Here is a 16,266-nt window from a genome sequence, read left to right as displayed (position 1 = left end):
TTATAACCGTTGCGGGCGTTCTTGCTGTCGGAGCGTTCCGATTTGCTATAGCCCAGGTGTTCATCCATTTCAGACACCATCATCTCCTTGATGGTGCCGCCAAGCAGATCCTTCAGGGCATCTTGGATGTCATTTGGTTTTTCGATGTTATACTCTTGGAAGAGCTGCTGGATAATAGCCCGCTTTCCATCGGTCATTTCAACCTTGTGAATCTCTTTCCGCTGTTTTGCTATAATAAAAAGGTCTCCTATGATTAGATTGTACCATAGAAGACCTTATGACTTCGAGTGAAAGTTTGTTTACAGAGATTTTTTCATAGGCTCAAAAGAATGGCTCGAAGGCGTCACTCTTAATTATATAGATATGCAGTTACTTAATCCGGAATTAGTTCCACTGCTTACGAAAGAAATAAAAAATAGATTAAGCTCAGTGTCTACATCATATAAAACCGAAAAAATGTCCATAGAACAACAGCATAACGAAATAACCGGCAAAATAAACCACTTATTGGATTTCGCAGAAGATGGAGATCTAATAAAAGCAAGACTAATAGAAAATAAAAATCGACTCATAAATTTAGAAAAACGTATGGCAGAATTAAAAAATACTAATAACTTTGTGCCAACAGAAGAGCAGGTAGCCAAGTTAATAGAATCCTATATTCAAAAGGGCAAGAAACCTGAAAACATCAGAAATCTCATAGAAACATTCGTAGAACGAATAACTGTATCAAAAGAGTATCTTATTATTAAGTTGCGTTTTGCTTATGAATGGTGGAGACGAGGAGAATCGAACTCCTGTCCGAAAACATTGCTGCATAAGTTTCTCCGAGTGCATTTTGTGTTCATGTTTTAGATAATAAAACTACACAAACAAACTCTTATCATCCTATCTCGATAAAATTCCCCAATATCCTCCGAGAATTGAATATCAAGTATCCCGCTGTTTGCCTCTTTTTATTTCACGCGGGAAAAGAAATAAAAGAGGTTAGCATTAAGCTGCTAAAGCGTAATCTTCGTTAGCTTTTATATTTAAATAAAAGTTTTCACCTTGCTGACGGGTTGATGACCCCCCGACTCGCTTCTTATGCAACAGCTGCCCCCGTCGAAACCTTTACGTCCCCATGGTGCATCTGTATCTCCATTAGAATAACAGTAATCAGCGGTTATGTCAAATTAATATCTATTTTAGTTATCATATGCATTACTTTTGCACCTATACTTTTATCTTTTAATTATTTTAAAGGATTTACTTTTTCGTTAATTCGTTCTTGTTAGGGCTGTTTTGTTTCAATATCTACTAAACGTTTTGCTAAATTTGCTCATGCGTGGCTTGCTTTGTTGCTATATGATATAATTTTTATGATTTCATCTGACTACTGTCTACGCCTATTTTTTATTATCTGCTGTTGTATTAGTTACAGGTGGAACATAATGTGGACAAATATATAATACCTCGTTCATACAACAATAATATGACTCTATTTGAGGCAAGATAAAAACGTTGAAAGACTCAAGTGTTACAAACATGATTGATCATTAGACCCTAAAGCCGAAAGACACGGGGAAGGTGGTTGCGTCTACTCTAAACAGTACACCGTTTCCGCGTCCTTTGATTAATGTTAAATTGTATAAATTTACTGTTCTAACTGCTCATATACAATCTTCGCAGTTTCGGCAACCAGAGAATCCTCTATTTTGGCATTCTCCCTATAATGTGTGGTAAGTATTGCAAGAATGATGGGTTTACGTCCTGGCGGCGTAATAATTGCAACATCATTTCTTGTTCCATAACCACCACTGCCACTCTTATCTGCAACGCTCCATTCTTTTGGCAGGCCTGCTCGAATCAATGTATCTGTAACTTTATTGCCGGACATCCAGTTAAGAAGAAGCCCTTTCTTCTCCACTGGTAATATATCTCCCAATAGATAGGTTTGATAATCAATTGCCAACTGACGTGGTGTACTGGTATCACGCAAATCTTCCGGGACTGCCTCATTCAACATGGGTTCTATTCTGTATGGTTCTGTCACCGTATCCCCTATTTGACGTAATGATTCTTTTAATGCATTCGGCCCACCAATATGTGCCAATAACAAATTCGCTGCTGTATTATCGCTAACCCGCAGTGCAGCCGAGCAAAGTTCTTCTAAAGACATTCCTGTCTCAACATGCTTCGCTGTTATAGGCGCATAAGATAAAATATCTTTTTTGTTATACGACACTGTCTTTTTAAGTCCATTCAAGGTCTCCTGCCGCAAAAGAGCACCTGCTATCAAAATTTTATTTGTAGAACAATATGCAAATCGATCATCTGCATGATAAAAAATTTCTTTATTACTTTCTGTATCCAGTGCATACACGCCAATCTTCGCTTGATGTTGCTTTTCTAGTGAAGCAAACATTTCAAATGCCATCCCTTTTTCGAATTGCGCTGCCTGTATCGATGCCTGCCAAGAAATCATAAAAAAATTTACTATCACGAAAACTATGCATATTCTCATTCTACTATTTCTCATTATATAATAACTCCCTGCTTTTTTTAACTCTTTCGCAATATAGCATTATTGTCAATTACTAGCCATTCATCACTTCATGAGCGTATTATGAAAAGGCCGTTTCTAATTAATGTCTTATTGATTTTATATATTTATATTCATTTGTATTTCCGCGACTGAGATAATGCCAGAGGGACAAGGGATAGGAAGTGCCAATCCCCTCAGAAACTTTTTTGCTTGCTGTTGCCTATAAAAGATTAAGAATAATTATCCTTATCGTCAAAAATATTAATTAGGCAATTATCATTTATATTATTCCTTGACAAAAGAAAAGCTCCTGCCAGATTGTTGCTAATTTTTACAGGAATTTTTTTTCATTACTGAAGATGAGATTTCCAACCATAACTAATCTCAAACGAAAATGTTACTGTTACAGGCCTGCTACCAGTGGCAAGTTCATCAATGCAAGTCGTCAGCTATACCCAATAGAGAGGAATATCGGCTTATCTTCGGCCTTTGCTTTTTCAAAGGCATCCGAGCCCCACGGGTACCAATCCACAGGATTATAAGCGTGTTGCAACAGATAAGGCGATTTCTCGTTTGCCAATCTATTGGGTATTTTCTTTTCTGATAACATGCGCGACCACCTCCTTACTTGAAATTAATTTTTACGTCGATAGTATTTCCCTCACGCAAGTAAACAATGCTTTCAATTACTGTTCTATACAAATCGTTACGCTGTACATTATCAGTCATTGTTCTGATATTAGCAAGAAAATTTATAAGGTTTTGTTTACGTTCCTCGTCGCTTATGTTTTGATTAGACTGGTAAATTTTTCTCATGTCGTATATTTCATCTTCGGTTTGACCTATGAGCTTTTGCCATTTTCTTTTTCTTGTTTGCCATTCCTCACGGTTATAATCTCCAAGTTCATAAGCATCATTTACTGTTTCCAATGCTTTTTTATACTTTTGAAGCAGGTTTTCAAGCTCACTGATTTCTGTTTTAATATTATCGGATTGTTGGCTGTCTACAGGTTCATTGTTATTTATAATTTTGCTCTGATACTTTGATATTTCTTTCAAAATAATTTCTTCCAAAGTATCGGACAAAATGCCTTTATTACGGCATTTATTGCCTAAAGGGTCTATGTACCAACATGCTCTGACAAATGCTTTACCGTCAACTAAATGGATCGTATGAGTATGTCCACATTTAGCGCACTTGACTAGTCCCGTTAATACATGAGATTGCTTCCGGCTTTTTGTGGGAACCTTTTTTCTACTGCTTAGGATGGCAACAATACGATCATGCTCTTCTTTAGTTTTCACTGCTTCATGGCAATTTTCCACAATAGTCCATTCGCTTTTAGGTATCGCTTCATAATTTTTAGCATTAGGGCGTTTATTTTTATGTCCACTACCTTTTGTCTTGTTGCTAATAATCCGCCCTAGATGTGTCTCATCAAGCAACAACCTCTGTACAGCAACAGCACTCCAATAATTACCCTTTGGAGTAAAAATTCCTCTTTGATTCAGGCTTTCAGCTATTTTCTGTGATGGAATTCCCGATAATGCTTTTTCGATCATTTCACGATATATTGGCAATCTTTCATCATTAACAACAATACCTTTTTCATTATACTTATCACGATACCGCTGATATACATAAGGGAATGCAGGGATACCATTTGTCCATTGTCCACGCCTAGCACCTATGATCTTCCCCTGCCGTAAACGCTTAGTAATCATCTTGTATTCTTGCCTAGCAAAAAAGCCTTTTAGGTCGGCATATGTATCATCTATATCGTTATTAAGATCATAAATCTTATCCGGTGTAATAATAAGCGTTTCCGACTTTTGAAATGCCTTTTTAAGCCGGTCTTGTTCTCCGAGGTCGCCGCGTCCCAGCCTATCGTATTCAACAACACAAACAGCGTCATATACCCCGTCTTCAACCTCTTTTAAAAGCTGTGTAATTTTTGGGCGCATATCAATACTATCGGATGTCCCAACTTCCATATATTCAACGAACTTAAAGCTGTTTTTGATACATAATTCGGTGAGTACCATCCGATGTTTTTCCAGGTCTTCCATGCTTTCAGCACGAGACTTTCTAAGATAGTTTGCAACATAGCGAATATCATATTTTCTGTTTTCTAAGTTCATCGGATTTTCACCACCTATCGCTGCGCATTGGTGTATCAGTGTATCTGTACATCTAATTTTAGTATAGAGCATCAGTGATACACCTGTCAATAGTGTTTCTTTACATCAGTGTATCAACCTTGTTATAATATTGATAAGTTGAGGTGATAGTAATGGCAACAACAAGACCACGATTCATGGTTTCCGTAGATAAAGATATGTTTAAGGAAATAGAAGATTTTCGTTTTGAAGGACGCTATCCAACACGCTCGGAAGCAACTACCGAACTAATTCGTTTAGGCCTGGAAGTCATTAAAAAACAAAAAATGCAACCTGATACCAAAATGAGTAAAGATTAACGCTCATGTTTTCTTAAGGCCACTCCCCCCAGAACGTGTATTTTTCTTACTCTGCATTTCAAATAATTTTGTTCGAAAACTCCGTAGTGCTTGTTCAGACGGAGTATTTGTTATGACTTTTATTCTTAATGCCTTATTATCCATAAAACCCTCCCCTCCTCACTGGAATAAAGGAAAAACTTTGCGGACGGTATCTATATACCCACGGGAATTTCACCCCTGCACCTTTTGTGCAGCCGTACCTTCGCCTGCGACAGTTTCTCTCTGCTCGGACTAGAGCTATACGGGAGTTTCATTATCTTGTATCCGAAAAGTCTATACTGCGCTTTTGCACTTTCTTTTTCAAAGATCCATCATTCATTACACAGTATGGAATTTTAAAATTCCCGCAATCAGCTTATTCTGTAGTTCTGCTTTCAACTCATAGTCCACGCAAATATACGAATTTCCATAGCGGATTAAATCTTTCGACATGATAAATTCCCCCCACTCCTACTCACATACCTATTTCACAACTCCGACTGTTTTCTTTGCCTTGAATCACCTGCAGTTTACGTTTTTGAGCCTTTGGAGCATTCTCTGTTGACTTTTCTCCAAGCAAATTCAAATCAAAGTTCTTATTCGTCTTAACGATATTGGCGATTTTCTTATCGCTCAAACCATCCTGCTTCATTTCTTGTACCATGGCTTCCATGACCTTATCTGGTGTGTCCTTCTTAAAATCCAAAGTAGCCAGTTCAGCATAATACGCAAATTGCTTACTATTAGCCCTTGCATCCGGCTTATTTTCCATTGCCTTAGCTCGTACAACTTCAAGGTCTGGAAGTTTGATTTCATTTTTTCGATTTAGATCATGGATACCATTATCCCTATAAATCCCTTGATATTTCATTTGCGTATAAACGGCCTGCTGCAATTCTTTATTTATTGCATTTTCCCCTTCATTATATAAAGGCAGTCCCGACGGAATACTTTGATTGAGAATCCCACTGCCAATTTCATACTTTAACTTACAAAATTCTTTGCCATCATAAGAAAATGTCATCTGTTGTTGTGGGTGGCGTATTATTTTTTGTTCATAATTCATGCTACGCATCGCACTCACTTCATAATTTTTTTCATAGATAAACCGCTGCACAGCTTGTTTTCCTTTATACACTTGAGTTGCAGGAATTTCAAAAGGTTCCATAACAGTACCGTAGTTCTCTATTTTAATAGAGAATTTCTCTAAATTCCCCATAGCGACTTGATCTTCTCTAGAAAAGGCTGCTTTAACAGGAAGGTTCCCTTTGATTTCATCATTCGCTATTGCGGATTCAAAAACAATATCATTTGGCTTTGGTTTATTAAATTTTCTTTCTGCAGAAAATAAGGTTTGACTAGAATCGCGTTGATCAAAAACAAGCCCATCATATTCAATAGCCCTATGAACCGCCAATACCATATTTTTTGGCACTTTGCAAAAATCTTGCTCTGTACAGTAATACAAAAATACATCCGCCTTCTGTTCATTGATTTTCTTTAACTCCGGATGCTTTGCCAAATATATGTTTTCTTCTTTGGCAAATTGCATCATTACCAGTTCACACTGCGCATTTTCCTGTTCGCATTCTGCAATAACCTGTTCTTTGGTAACTTCCTGGCTATCAGATTTTTGCAAACCGATATGAGCATTCATCGCCTGCTCATCCGTCATTAAGTAATTGCGATATTCATTGAAGCGCATCACCATGGCATCCGCTATTGTGCTTTGATTGCGCAGTTCTAAATCGCCAAGATCTATCCGCATCTCACCGTGGTCATAATTCCCGTACCGAACGGCAATTTTTGTTTTATCGTAGTTGCCGATTCCCTGCAACTTGCTATTAAACTGTTCCTTATCCGCTGCATTGAGTTGTACCAAAAATTGATAAGCAGCTTCACCCTGAAGATGCTGCCCTTCTTGATATTCTTTGCCCTGCAAATCTTTCAGGCGACGTTCGCTCCATAAAAAATCTACGGATAAATCGTTAAACGGTTGATTTTGCTCTGCCTTAAGTTTATCCGCTAGTTTTTTCAGTTCCTTATTTTGTTCCTGCTGCATACCACTGACTAATTCCTGTGCTTTTTTCGTGGCATGAAATATGATTTTCGGATTCTCTGCAATCTCACGGATCTGCGCCTCCGTATAAAGCGGATACACAGAATAGTCGTAACCAAGATGACTTGTCTTGAAAAATATCTGGGAAGTCATCGGCGCGGCAAATTCATCCGCGCCTTTACTTTTCGCATAATCCTGGACGGCTGAAAAAATCTTATCATAGGAATTCATTTTTTCATCGACATCGAATCCATTCACCCGCAAAAGATCCAATGCATATTCCCTATCCGTCTCTTCATTGCCAAGAACAACTTTTTCCGTCCCATCCAGTTCCACAAGATCTGCTGCATTATAGAATTTCCGAAGATTACCCTCATAATTTTGACCATCATCAATCCCTTGCCAGTATTCGATTGCTACTGGTTTTGCAGCCGATTTCAAGGTGAAATTTTTATTCTCAATTTCTTGTTCACTCAGCCAGCGAAGATCCTGCCAGTTATTTTCTCTTTGTGCTGCCGCTATACGTAAATAATTGGCCGCACTAAACTGATATTTCGTTCGTGTACCATCATTATAGGCCCGTCCATAAAGTGCTGGCGGCTCGATGTTACCATAATCCGTCAAATTATCCACAATTATTTTATTGACCCTATTACGACTTTCAAAAACCTCTTCATTTGACATCAATCTCACACTCCTTTCTATCGCCATGCGTCCTATCTAAAAATTCTTCTACTAACAGCTGGTTCTCATCATAATCAATCGCCAAATTTGCTGCTATTTTACGACCAATATAATCTTCCTGCAAATACTCTGTTCTCTTCATTAATTCCATAGTACTTACTCCTCTCCGCCTCACATACCAGCTTGCTTATTTTTAAGATTTCGTCTGTAAAAAATTCCATCGCACAGACTCTTTCTTTTTTTGTCTTTCATATACCTAAAACAATTGAATTTGTCTTTTTGGCAAAACCGACGAAATTTTTTTTGATTTTAAATGAGAAAGGACTACTTTAGTTTCTATTAGATCATGTAAAAAACTAAAGTAGTCCTTTCTATTATTAAATTTTATGTCTTTGAAAACATTTCTCATACGCCCTCAGTATCCACAATTGCATCCTTTCATAAGTTCAAACTTTAATTTTCTAGTGGATAACATGCTATATACAGCGGTGTTCCCCATAAATCAAATAATAACTTCGTCTTTTTTGATGTCGCAAATATTCGTTTAATAAGCGATGCTATCGTCTATTTTACAATAAAAAAGCGTTGCGAACGGCATTTTGGCCCACTGGAATTTCACCCCTGCACGGTCATGCAGCCGTACCTTTGTCTGCGACAGTTTTTTTCTGCTCGGACGATAGCTATACGGGAGTTTCATGATCTTGTATCCGCAAAACGCTATACTGTGCTTTTGCACTTTCTTTTTCAAAGTTCCATCATTCATTACACAGCATGAAATCTTAAAATTCCCGCAATCAGCTTATTCTGTAGTTCTGTTTTTAACTGATAGTCCACGCAAATATAAGAATTTCCATACCGATCATATAATTCTTTGGATGCCAGCCTTGTAATATAGCACTCATAATACTTTAATACCTGTTTTATTGCAGATTCTTCTCCCTGCACAGCTGCTAAAATAACAGTAAGCGGCAGCAAGGAGTACTTTCTTTTTGATCTCGCTTTCTTACCGTTTGCTTTTTTTCTCATCTGCACCGATCCTCCAAATATTTTTTTAACTGCTTTAGTGTGCTGTCTCTGCGATACGATACGGTTCGCCGGATAATATGCAAGCATTCACCAATCTCGCTGTCCGTCATATCCAAAAAGTAGGACAGTAAAACAATTGTCCTGCGTTCCTCGGATAATTCTTGCAAAGCTGCACCGAGAAATCCGTCTTCTACACTCACATCTATACCCAATACATGAAATACATAAGAATCTTGAAAAGCTGCTACAGAAAAAAAGCGTTGAAATCTTTTGTCTCTGCAAACATCTTCCGAAAAGCACTCTTGTTTTCTGCGACGGCGTAACATCCGGTCATAGTTGCGGGCATGGTTTCGTAAGACTTTTTTACAAAAGCTATCAAAACGCTCCTGGCATTCCAACATATCACCTCCCCTCGCAGCAAAGAGAGGTTCATGCGAACGCAGATTTCATTCTATTTATTACTTTATGGTGTCCACAGAGACACTCTCCGCAGTTTCCTTTCATATAACTAAAACAATTGGAAAAATGGTTTTGGCAAATTCTGCGAAAAATTTTTTTGAAAAAAAAGGCCACTTTAGTCCCACACCCTGTAGAAAGCTAAAGCAGTCTTTTTCTTTTTAATGAAATTACCCAATAGATGGCAGATTCTTCACTTATCAAATATATCGTCTAACAACTTGGGATAGCCATGTTCTAATGTGATCATAACTGTCTATATTGTTGAATTTCCTGTACGAGTTCATCTAAAATTCCTACCCGCGTTGCCTCTGTTCCGATACCGGACATTCTTTCATCTGCGCCTTTAATGTCTCTTTCTGAACAAAATGGTGAATATTTTTCATAGCTTCAATAATGCTGGATAAATTGAACCGGTTCGGCGGCTTTGTTATTTTCTCTTGTACCTTCATTTCCCGTAAGCTTACTTCATTCCCATTTTGCAGACCCGGTAAAACGCTTCCTCCCCTGGCTTTTCATTATCTGGTTCTGCCTTATATAATGTCCTCCAACCTTCTTCCAGGACCACTTTCCCGGCCCCTTGAAAAGTATGGTTATCGATACGAAGCATTGTCTTAGAAAAGCAATGCGGCGGATAAAATTGTGCAAGATACGAGTGGGCAATTAAGGCGTAAATATCTTGCTGCTCTTTAATAAATCTTGCCTTATCGCACAGGAGCGTTGTCGTGATAATCGCATGATGCACCGAAACCTTTTCATCGGCCCAGGCCCTGCTTTTCTGTTCACATCGCGCTTGCCACTTCTTCCTGCCAACCGAACCATGCCAGATTTTCCAAAATGACTTTTACATCCTTGAATTGAGCTTCCGGAATATATATAATTTACTCCCTATTTATTGTTTAGATTCAGTTTCCTGCAATACATTCCGGCAGCGAAGACAATGCCGGATGCCAGGCAGTATACAAACAGCAAAGAAGTATGTTTCATCAATACTCCGGTCACCGAAGAGCCCAGCAAAGTTCCCGTAATTACAAACGTTGAAATGGTACCATTGATAATACCAATGTAACGTTCAGCGGTAAGTCTTATCAAAAATGCTTCGATCACGATTTGTAAGAAAGCGGCGACGATTCCAGACATAAAACGTATGCTGCCTGTGAATAAAAACCAAATGGACAATGCTTCGCTAAGAATGAGCAACGCCAGTACACAAAATCCTGTACTTGTCAAGTTGGTTGCTTGAATTTTATGAATCATTCTGGCGGCAAGCACGCCGCCGGCAAACATACCGGTTCCATACAGTCCGTAAAGCCATTGGATGGCTTCTTTTTCTAACCCCAGTCGGTCCATGACAATATACACTTCTAATGGCTGGATTAGTCCCAAACCAAGCTCTAACAGGGTTAACCCAACCACCAAAACCCGAAGATTTTTATTGTTTAGTAGATAGGAGTAGCTTTTTTTGAACTGGTGGATCAGAGTAACTGCAGCGTAGGAGGTTCGGTGGCTGATCTTAGGTAAAGCCGTTTGCATGGCGCCCGAGCAAAGAAATAGGATGACTAATACAGTCATTGAAGCATAAATGCCCAACCATGTAAAAATAAGCGTGCCAATAATCGGACCGATAATCACAAACAAGGAGGCTAAAGCTGCTGATATGCTGATCGCGGTAGTGACTTGCTGTTCGGGGATGTGCCGCTTAAACATAACACTGGAAGAAGGCCAAGAAAATTGGGTAATCATAGCGGAGATAAATACGGCAACAAATATCGTTTTTCCATAACCAGCCTGCATTGATAAAATAATGCAGGCAATGGAGACGGCGCTTAACAAATCGCCCATGATCATTGTCCGTTTTGGTTCCCATCGGTCGGCCAAGGCGCCGCCAACCAAAGAAAATAAGAGTATCGGCAGATATTCTAATACGGTCAATAACGAAACGGCAACAGGATCATTCGCAGTGAGATCCATGACAAAAAATAGCAGAGCCATGTTACGTATCCAAATACCCATTTGCTGAATCAAATCCGCGGTAGTAACAATAAGAAACACTTTATTGTGTAATAATGTTTGCAGCATATCATTACTTCTTTCTACGTTTCTCATGCTCCCGGTTCGGAGGGATTCTTATTTGATGTCGATATGATTGTCTTTACCATTACTTTTTCATTGTTAATATCCAATTCCCCATTAAAAACAAAGCCGAATTTTTGAAATAGATACAAGGCGTGTTGATTATCTTCGTAGACACTCAAAAATATCTTGTTGCAATGATATAAATCGGTAAGATGCCGGATTAAAGCCTCTAACAATACGCTTCCCAAGCTGTGTCCCTGATATTTTTCATCAATAAAGAACCGGTCTAACCATACTCGACCGTCTATTCCCTCTCTGGGGAAATATCCATACATGGCAAAACCAATTAAGATGCCATCCTTATAGAGTCCGGCAGGTTTATAGTAGCTGCACTCCAACGCATCTGTCAGACATTGCCGGGTTGATTCGATATAAGCCGTTTGCTTTGTGCTTACCTGCAATTGCAAAATACTGTTGGCAGTTTCTTTAGTTACTTCTTTAATTTCTATATTCATATTGGGTTCTTTCCTTCGTTTTAACCCGTAGCCGTTCACTTGCGTAAGACGCATGGCGTCTCGCCTCCACTTCCAAGGGGCTATTTTATAAATCATGTTGCATAACACTCCATTGCTTTATATTGACATCATTCAGTGTAAACTATATTGTTAGAATACAGTCAATACATTGCTAATAAAGTAGTGGCAATTGCAGAGTTACTCAAGATGATCTTGACAGCTTATTTGAATCTAAATTTATAGAGCTACAAAGGAAAGAGCATTTTCCCCAATGATGAATCACTGCAGAAAATGCTCTTTCTTATTGGACGGGATTTTGCGTATGAACCCCCTATTGAATAACAATAAAGCCATTCCCTTAGCGTACGCGAGTGTATCAATAAATTATTGGAACACTCCTTTCTCATTAAAACCAAACTTATTATTTGATACTTCTAATGATTGTTGACAATGCTCTCTCATTGACGGCTTGGTCAAGGGATAAGGAAAAGCTGGCTCCGTCTTTTGTCCATGTAGCAAGATTGATACTGTCACTTTTACCTTTTACGGTAATTGGGGTATTTCCAACAGTAACAGTTTTGACTTTATCATAAACATTATAATCCCCACTGATATCAGAATGCCCTTTGGCAGTACGATATATAATCCGGCTGTCACCTTTCAAGTAGAATATTTCAACCAGTTTGTTATTTATCACAATAATATCTTTCATTTGATAACCATCTGGTAGGATTGTAGGTACTGCAAATGTAAATTCTATTGCTTTTCTCGCTTCATCCAAGGTACTGTAATTTACCAAAGGGCTAGGTATCTCATCCCGTTTAGTCAAACCAGTTGATATGCTTATAATACTACCTTTTATACTGACACAATTGGGATCAGTTACTAATATTTTAAAGAAATCAAGCGGCACATAGATAGATCCTTTTATGATAATGGGAGCCATTCCTAGTCTTTGTGGTGCTGTCATTCCGATAGCTCTACTGGTGTATGCGAAATAGTTGTCTTCACCCAGGGTTAAGTCGGTTTGCATGGTACCACTATCCATGTGGACGGCTCGCTTTTCTTCATCCCACGTCACGGTAAATCCAAGTGCTTCCGCTGTCATTCTGAGCGGAACCATGATTTGTTCTTTCATTTCAACAATTTTTAGTGCTCCAAGGTCAACATTCTTGCAATTGATTTTAAGAGTATACTGCATTGTGGGAGATTTCAGCGTCGTAGCAGTGATATTCGGAGAAATAAGCGTCCTGGATGTCTCAGAAGCAAATGCAGGCACTGCTGCAAACATCATAGTTATAGCACATAAGAAACCAACCAGTATCTTTTTCATTGTTAAGCCATTCCTCTCTTTGTATGTACTATTTTGAAATTGAGCTTCTAACCTATATAACGGATATTTATTATATAAGTAATGTTTTTTATTAGCGACTATTTTTTTTAGACAATCTTTTGCAGCTCCTGAGTTTGACAGTTAAAGCCTGGCGTACAGGAAAATGTATCTTGGCACGAAATATTGCAATGCATCCCGCAGGTCACGTAAATCAATTTGAGAGGCTGTTAACTACTAACATGCTGCAACCTGTCATCCGTATGTAAAATAACTTTTTCCAAAAAAATAAGCCTCCTTGCCAACTGATCATACAACCAGAAATAGTACGTTCAATACACTATTAGATATTACTTATCAATAACTTTATTGGATTTAACAGTGTGTAATCTGCGTTAACTGTCCCCCTGAAGGAAAACAATACATTCACCCTTGATAAACCCACACGTCAAAATAAATTAACTGTTCAACTAACGAATAATGTTCTTTAAAAGTATCACCAAAAGATTTCTCGAATAAGGCGTGTGAAGAGTCATAATAACTATGTAATGAAAATGGTTCATTACCTTTTGGAATTAACCATATCTTGGTTTTTCCGTTAGTAAGATCAGAAATAGTAGTTTGGGGCATTGGTAAACCTGCCAACTGCATATCCATTAGTGCCGCACCATCAACAAGATATGGATTGCCGTCAAAAACAAGCAAGGGAATAAACTGCCGGTAAAAACTGTAGGTTTTGTCCTCACCATAGCCAATTTCAATGGTATGCCCATTATAATTAGACTCTACCGCTCTTATTTCTTCAATCACATTAGCCGCATAAGAATATTTATTTATTTTCTCTAGCAACCGTTGCTGACTATTGATTGCATTTCCAGATACAACTAGTAAAACGATTAAAGCTAGCACTGCGCCGGCATACATTTTCTTTTGGGATGTATTTACCAAATTCACTTTTATTATTAACGCAACAAAATATAACAGTATTGGTACTAGCGGAATCAAGTGATAACTGCCGCTTCCTAATTTTGCACCTATTATATTAATAATAAGCGTTGAAATAGCACTCGTAATAATAAGCGCACGATGCTCCTGACAAAAGCTATTCCAATTTACCCCATACAAGAATCCCATCGCTACTATTAAAAATACAAGCAGTAGTGTATAGATTAAATTCCCAACAAAGATTTTGATAGATATTCCATGAGCAGCGGCTTTCAACAACCACTGCAGATAATTTACCAATGATATTTCCGGTAATAAAAACGGAATAATAGCAATTGCAAAAGCCAATAATAACCCACAAACTACCCTTTTCCACCCGTCGTATTTATATGCTAATACTAATATGGGCAAGAAGTAGATAAATCCGTGAATTTTTAGATTCACTAGTATCCCCAGCGAAATACCGATACCAATAAAATTTTTACTGTCACGGGCCATTACGGATAAAAGACCAATTACCATACACAATAACATAAATGAATCATCACGGTTCATAAAAATAAATGGCCATTTTAATAAAATCCATGTTTCCAGGCCAATCAAGTAAATTGCCTTTTTTATACCAACAAGCCGATAAAAACAAATTGCGGAGATTATTATGGACAGCACCAGTGCAACATACCCAGGGACTTTCGCTGTTAATAGACTTGGCCCCATAAGTCTCATAACCCCTGCGGTTACTAAATAAATAACCGGTCCATGCTCCAAACTATAACGCTCGTCGGCATTTAAATCAGTATATACCGGTTTACCTTCAGCCAACAGCCACGAAACGGCACTCATATTTACTTCCCCATGATCAATAAAACCTACCCAGCAGACATAAGTAACACCTATAAAAATGATCGCAGCAAGACCAAGAAAAGAATATAAAGTAACTGCTTTATAAATATTTTCCTTAATCATTGAAATTGAAAATACCTCCAGCATATATAATAAATACAGCATTCAAATGAGTTTAAAATTAACATGACCATACAATAAGATTTGAGCAGTAGCTTTGCTAGCTAAATGATATTTGGAATGATTAAGTAGATGATAGGTACCCTACGTTGAGACAGTTTTAGTTTTTACAATATACAATTCAAGGGACTGTACAATTGTTTTTCTAATTTCATCAATTAAAGTGTATCGCTTTCGATAAAGATTACGTTTATGAGATACCACGTCTTCTATGTTTTTTCGTGGCTCAGTTATTGGAATTTCAAAAAAGCGAGGATCATCGTGAACTTTTCCTCCAGTTTCATTCCAAAATTTATCTAAAGATGTTTTTAGTTTTCGGTTCCGGCACAAATGATTGTTGGCATAAAAGCCGTAGTTAGATACGGCTTTTATGCCGCTTACCGATAAAATTTGAGCTAAGATGCGCAGTGTATACACAATTAGATTTTGGGGACGGTAGCCAAAAAAATATTTGGTTAGTTCTTTGTTAATGGACAAGCCGTTCCGTGAGCCTTGTAAAGCGCCAATGTACAGGGAAAGAGTGTCATTCTCGTCAAAAACAATCCAGAAATTTATATGATATATATATTTATTATCAAGTTTCAGGCCTATACTCATTGCGCCCTCTTTGATTTCACTACCGCGAAATGCTAAATCAATAGTCAGGGCTTGTTCCTTATAATTGTCACTCCAAAGTTGAAGCCCAGGCCCAAGATAAATTTGCTGCAAAGCCTGTTCTGTAAATTGATTCTCCCATACTAAAAAATTTTGTGTAATAATGGTCAATCTTTTGGAAGTACAGGAACCTCTGTAAAAAAACTGCCGTGTTAATTGGGCAAAAAATAAGGGATGCATAGTGACGATTTCGTGACGCAGAGGAGTATTGCAGAAAAAGTTGTGTAAAGTCTGTACTTTTTTATAATGAAGTAACGATCTGATTACAAATACCATCACACAACGATAATTGATCCATCTATCACAATTGTAAAGACGTATCCCTAATTTAAATAAATTTATCATTTTAATCACATTGAGTACACTTCTTTCAATGGGTTATCATTATTAAGTACTATAGCGTATACAATACAAAAGCCGATAAACAATCTATGCCGTTTTTAAAGCGCCGCTGACTTGTCCAGTTAATT

Annotated in this window: 17 protein-coding genes and 1 other RNA gene; 1 reads left to right on the top strand and 17 read right to left on the bottom strand. The window is 37.9% G+C overall.

What is annotated here, in order from left to right; genetic code table 11:
* The 5 genes from I6751_RS05530 to I6751_RS05510 all read right to left on the bottom strand — a co-directional run.
* On the bottom strand, positions 1-233 hold a 233-nt coding region (locus I6751_RS05530; RefSeq protein ID WP_196591952.1), incomplete at its 3' end, for a transposase.
* A gap of 538 nt (positions 234-771) precedes the next feature.
* Positions 772-1,123: a transfer-messenger RNA gene (gene ssrA / locus I6751_RS05525) on the bottom strand.
* 513 nt (positions 1,124-1,636) lie between these two features.
* Positions 1,637-2,506, bottom strand: a complete 870-nt coding sequence (bla, locus tag I6751_RS05520; RefSeq protein WP_196599011.1) for a class A beta-lactamase — start codon at positions 2,504-2,506, stop codon at positions 1,637-1,639.
* 466 nt (positions 2,507-2,972) lie between these two features.
* Complete coding sequence (locus tag I6751_RS05515) at positions 2,973-3,137, bottom strand: DUF255 domain-containing protein (protein ID WP_196591913.1); 165 nt, start codon at positions 3,135-3,137, stop codon at positions 2,973-2,975.
* A gap of 14 nt (positions 3,138-3,151) precedes the next feature.
* Positions 3,152-4,741 (bottom strand): recombinase family protein, encoded by a 1,590-nt coding sequence (locus tag I6751_RS05510; RefSeq protein ID WP_196599010.1) that lies wholly within the window; start codon positions 4,739-4,741, stop codon positions 3,152-3,154.
* 80 nt (positions 4,742-4,821) lie between these two features.
* Between I6751_RS05510 and I6751_RS05505 the strand changes: the two genes are divergently transcribed.
* Positions 4,822-5,007 carry a ribbon-helix-helix domain-containing protein gene (locus I6751_RS05505; RefSeq protein WP_196591915.1) on the top strand — a complete coding sequence of 62 codons (186 nt, stop codon included), beginning with the start codon at positions 4,822-4,824 and terminating at the stop codon, positions 5,005-5,007.
* Between the two features lie 3 nt (positions 5,008-5,010).
* Here I6751_RS05505 and I6751_RS05500 read toward each other — a convergent pair whose 3' ends face one another.
* From I6751_RS05500 to I6751_RS05445, 12 genes are all read right to left on the bottom strand, one after another.
* A complete protein-coding gene (locus I6751_RS05500; protein WP_196591916.1) occupies positions 5,011-5,151 on the bottom strand; it encodes a hypothetical protein in 141 nt (46 codons plus the stop codon).
* Between the two features lie 216 nt (positions 5,152-5,367).
* A complete protein-coding gene (locus I6751_RS05495) occupies positions 5,368-5,481 on the bottom strand; it encodes a helix-turn-helix domain-containing protein (RefSeq protein ID WP_196591917.1) in 114 nt (37 codons plus the stop codon).
* 22 nt (positions 5,482-5,503) lie between these two features.
* On the bottom strand, positions 5,504-7,771 hold the full coding sequence (locus I6751_RS05490; protein WP_196591918.1) for a hypothetical protein: 2,268 nt from the start codon (positions 7,769-7,771) through the stop codon (positions 5,504-5,506).
* Positions 7,761-7,922 carry a hypothetical protein gene (locus I6751_RS05485; RefSeq protein WP_196591919.1) on the bottom strand — a complete coding sequence of 54 codons (162 nt, stop codon included), beginning with the start codon at positions 7,920-7,922 and terminating at the stop codon, positions 7,761-7,763. The genes I6751_RS05490 and I6751_RS05485 overlap by 11 nt, the downstream gene beginning before the upstream one ends.
* 611 nt (positions 7,923-8,533) lie before the next feature.
* Entirely contained in the window at positions 8,534-8,797 is a 264-nt protein-coding gene (locus I6751_RS05480) for a helix-turn-helix domain-containing protein (RefSeq protein WP_196591921.1), read from the bottom strand.
* On the bottom strand, positions 8,794-9,198 hold the full coding sequence (locus I6751_RS05475) for a sigma-70 family RNA polymerase sigma factor (RefSeq protein ID WP_196591922.1): 405 nt from the start codon (positions 9,196-9,198) through the stop codon (positions 8,794-8,796). Before I6751_RS05475 ends, I6751_RS05480 begins: the two co-directional genes overlap by 4 nt.
* A 518-nt stretch (positions 9,199-9,716) precedes the next feature.
* Positions 9,717-10,082 (bottom strand): DNA topoisomerase, encoded by a 366-nt coding sequence (locus I6751_RS14085; RefSeq protein WP_196591953.1) that lies wholly within the window; start codon positions 10,080-10,082, stop codon positions 9,717-9,719.
* 59 nt (positions 10,083-10,141) lie between these two features.
* Complete coding sequence (locus I6751_RS05465) at positions 10,142-11,359, bottom strand: MFS transporter (protein ID WP_196591924.1); 1,218 nt, start codon at positions 11,357-11,359, stop codon at positions 10,142-10,144.
* Positions 11,356-11,898: a GNAT family N-acetyltransferase gene (locus I6751_RS05460; protein WP_330998635.1), complete on the bottom strand. Its 543-nt coding sequence runs from the start codon at positions 11,896-11,898 to the stop codon at positions 11,356-11,358. Before I6751_RS05460 ends, I6751_RS05465 begins: the two co-directional genes overlap by 4 nt.
* Positions 11,899-12,265: 367 nt before the next feature.
* Entirely contained in the window at positions 12,266-13,177 is a 912-nt protein-coding gene (locus I6751_RS05455) for a stalk domain-containing protein (RefSeq protein ID WP_196591925.1), read from the bottom strand.
* Between the two features lie 423 nt (positions 13,178-13,600).
* Positions 13,601-15,085, bottom strand: coding sequence for a hypothetical protein (locus I6751_RS05450; RefSeq protein ID WP_196591926.1), 1,485 nt, complete (start codon positions 15,083-15,085; stop codon positions 13,601-13,603).
* Positions 15,086-15,226: 141 nt separating this feature from the next.
* Positions 15,227-16,141 (bottom strand): VirK/YbjX family protein, encoded by a 915-nt coding sequence (locus I6751_RS05445; RefSeq protein ID WP_231037977.1) that lies wholly within the window; start codon positions 16,139-16,141, stop codon positions 15,227-15,229.
* Positions 16,142-16,266 lie beyond the last annotated feature (125 nt).

Source organism: Pectinatus frisingensis, assembly GCF_015732285.1.
GTDB classification, from domain to species: Bacteria; Bacillota; Negativicutes; order Selenomonadales; family Selenomonadaceae; genus Pectinatus; species Pectinatus frisingensis.
This window is presented reverse-complemented; position numbering and strand designations above follow the sequence as displayed.

Coding starts and splice junctions, on each gene's coding strand:
- I6751_RS05490 (WP_196591918.1), bottom strand. CDS start 7,771: ATGTCAAATGAAGAGGTTTTTGAAAGTCGTAATAGGGTCAATAAAATA.
- I6751_RS05495 (WP_196591917.1), bottom strand. CDS start 5,481: ATGTCGAAAGATTTAATCCGCTATGGAAATTCGTATATTTGCGTGGAC.
- I6751_RS05445 (WP_231037977.1), bottom strand. CDS start 16,141: ATGATAAATTTATTTAAATTAGGGATACGTCTTTACAATTGTGATAGA.
- I6751_RS05500 (WP_196591916.1), bottom strand. CDS start 5,151: ATGGATAATAAGGCATTAAGAATAAAAGTCATAACAAATACTCCGTCT.
- I6751_RS05450 (WP_196591926.1), bottom strand. CDS start 15,085: ATGATTAAGGAAAATATTTATAAAGCAGTTACTTTATATTCTTTTCTT.
- I6751_RS05460 (WP_330998635.1), bottom strand. CDS start 11,898: ATGCGTCTTACGCAAGTGAACGGCTACGGGTTAAAACGAAGGAAAGAA.
- I6751_RS05515 (WP_196591913.1), bottom strand. CDS start 3,137: ATGTTATCAGAAAAGAAAATACCCAATAGATTGGCAAACGAGAAATCG.
- I6751_RS05505 (WP_196591915.1), top strand. CDS start 4,822: ATGGCAACAACAAGACCACGATTCATGGTTTCCGTAGATAAAGATATG.
- I6751_RS05480 (WP_196591921.1), bottom strand. CDS start 8,797: ATGAGAAAAAAAGCAAACGGTAAGAAAGCGAGATCAAAAAGAAAGTAC.
- I6751_RS05485 (WP_196591919.1), bottom strand. CDS start 7,922: ATGGAATTAATGAAGAGAACAGAGTATTTGCAGGAAGATTATATTGGT.
- I6751_RS05455 (WP_196591925.1), bottom strand. CDS start 13,177: ATGAAAAAGATACTGGTTGGTTTCTTATGTGCTATAACTATGATGTTT.
- bla (WP_196599011.1), bottom strand. CDS start 2,506: ATGAGAATATGCATAGTTTTCGTGATAGTAAATTTTTTTATGATTTCT.
- I6751_RS05465 (WP_196591924.1), bottom strand. CDS start 11,359: ATGAGAAACGTAGAAAGAAGTAATGATATGCTGCAAACATTATTACAC.
- I6751_RS05510 (WP_196599010.1), bottom strand. CDS start 4,741: ATGCTCTATACTAAAATTAGATGTACAGATACACTGATACACCAATGC.
- I6751_RS05475 (WP_196591922.1), bottom strand. CDS start 9,198: ATGTTGGAATGCCAGGAGCGTTTTGATAGCTTTTGTAAAAAAGTCTTA.